Here is a 2,466-nt window from a genome sequence, read left to right as displayed (position 1 = left end):
CTCTTGTTCAAAAATTACATACGTGGCAAGGAAAAGAGTTTGTAGAGGTGAAAATTACAGACTCATTATTCTATCCTTTAGTAGATGTACGCCTAAGTGAAGGAATATCTACGAGGCAAATTACGAGTAAAGATTACTCCGATGACCTTATCAATCAAGTAAGAAAAGTATATCTTCCAAAAGAAGGGATTAGAGAAACTAAGACAGAGGTGCTGAAAATGAATACGAAAAATTTAATTTTGTATGGTCCACCAGGTACCGGTAAAACTTATAATGTTGCATTAAAAGCTATAGAAATTATAGATCCTCAAAGGTATAAAGACTTAATCGAGGGGGAAACCACAAGAGAAGAGATCATGAATGAATACAAAAAATACATAGAGAAAAAGCAAATAGCTTTTTGTACCTTCCATCAGTCTTTTTCTTATGAAGATTTTGTAGAAGGGCTAAGAAGCGACGAAGAAGGGAGATTTGTTCCTACTTCCGGAGTTTTTAGAACATTATGTGAGGCGGCTGAATTAGCCGAAGATCAATCCATTTCGAGTTATGATTTTGACGTAAATTCAATTAATTTTCATAAAATGTCCCTAGGTAACTCGTTAGTTGGGGATGACGATATTTATGAATATTGTATTGAAAATAATGTTGTTGCATTAGGATGGGGACGAGAGATTGACTATAGTAATTGTAGTGATCGAAAAGAAGTAAAAAAGAAATTCTTAAATTCAGATCCAGACAATGAGGAAAGATCTTTTAACATTGATGCCATAAATCGATTTAAAAATTGGATTCAAATTGGTGACATCATTCTGATTTCTCAAGGAAACCATAGGGTTAGAGCAATTGCAAAGGTAATTGGAGAATATTATTACGAACCTAATTCGGAAATCAGTTATAACCATTTTAGGAAAGTAGAATGGTTATATCATGGAGAACCGATTGGGGTAGAGCAGTTTTTGTCTAATAAAGTTCTTTCACAACAAGCAATCTATAAATTTCTTCGCGAAGATATCAATACGGAAAATATTCGATCTATATTATCAAGTAAACAGCAAAGTTCTTTTCAAGAAGATATACAAAATTTTGTGTTAATCATTGATGAAATCAATCGAGGCAATATTTCTAAAATATTTGGCGAACTCATCACTCTTATAGAAGAAGATAAAAGAAAAGGGGAGTTGAATGAAATTTCATTAATCTTACCCTATTCTAAAAAGAGGTTTAGTGTTCCAAAGAATGTATTTATCATTGGAACCATGAATACTGCAGATCGATCAATTGCATTAATGGATACTGCGCTTCGTAGAAGGTTTAACTTCATTGAATGTGCACCAGACGCAAGCTTATTACCGGAAGATGTTGAGGGTGTAAATGTTTCAAAATTTTTGATGGCACTAAACGAGCGTATTAACTTTTTATATGACCAAGACCATTTAATTGGCCATGCTTATTTTATGAAGCCAGATCTAACCTTTAAAGATCTTATATCTATTATGAAATTCAAAGTGCTTCMATTATTGCAAGATTACTTTTATGAGGATTGGGAAAAGATTGAAATGGTCCTTGGAGGAGCTGGGGAATTTGGGGATTCATCTTTCTTCTTGAATAAATCAGAGAAGGATCCATCAAAGATTTTTGGAAATTTATTAGGAAGAGACTTTGATAAACAGTACCAATACCATGTGGTCGATAATCCAATTAAAGAAGCCTTCATCAGACTATATGTGGATTTGGATTCATAATGAAACATATTGTCTTGTCAGAGTGTTACGATCAACTCGTCATATCCGATGAAATATCTTCACACTCTATTACACAACAACAAGCAGATGAATTAGAACAAATAATAAAAGTCCATAAACTAGATGAAAGAAATATCATTTGGGGTAGAAAAACGATAACCTTTATGAATTATGTAGGTTATATTGGCTTGTCTAATGTTTCGATCGAAATTCTTCCAAAGATTAGCTTGGGTGAAGATCCTGTAGTTTCTCGAAAAGCACTTTTAAATATGTTGAAAAGAAGTGGACAGTTGAATATAAAATACTCAACTGTTAGCCTTTTAAATCTACTTAGTGAGAACTTATTTGAGATTTTTGGTTACCTTTATGTAGTGCTTCTTGAGAAAGAATTGAAAAGAGGTATATATTCGGACTATATTTCTAGTGAGGGGAATCTGAATGTATTAAAAGGATCGCTTCAAATAAAGGAGCATATACAAAATATCTCTACCAATAAAAGAACAAAGATATACTGTAGATATGAAGAACTTCAGAGTAACAATAAGCTCAATCAAATTTATAAAGCAACCAATGAATTGTTACTTAAAAAAGTTCGTAATATTAATACACTAAATAAATTGAAGCACTGTCAATCTTGGTTTTCAGAAGTTGATTCTCAATCTTTTTCTCCTCGCGATTTGAACAACATAACTTTAAATCGTCTGAATCAGCGATTTGAACCGAG

General features: G+C 32.5%; 2 protein-coding genes. Both read left to right on the top strand.

The annotated features are described in order from the left end of the window. Positions 1–1,742, top strand: a 1,742-nt coding sequence (locus AC1DRF_RS23215; protein WP_477741804.1) for an AAA family ATPase, incomplete at its 5' end; no start/stop codon positions are given. Then, the coding region (locus AC1DRF_RS23210) for a 5-methylcytosine restriction system specificity protein McrC (protein WP_477741803.1) at positions 1,742–2,466 on the top strand (725 nt) is incomplete at its 3' end. The genes AC1DRF_RS23215 and AC1DRF_RS23210, both read left to right, overlap by 1 nt.

This window comes from Priestia sp. P5_B4 (genome assembly GCF_056400385.1).
Note: the sequence above shows the minus strand (reverse complement) of the source record. Positions and strands in the feature narration are given on the sequence as shown.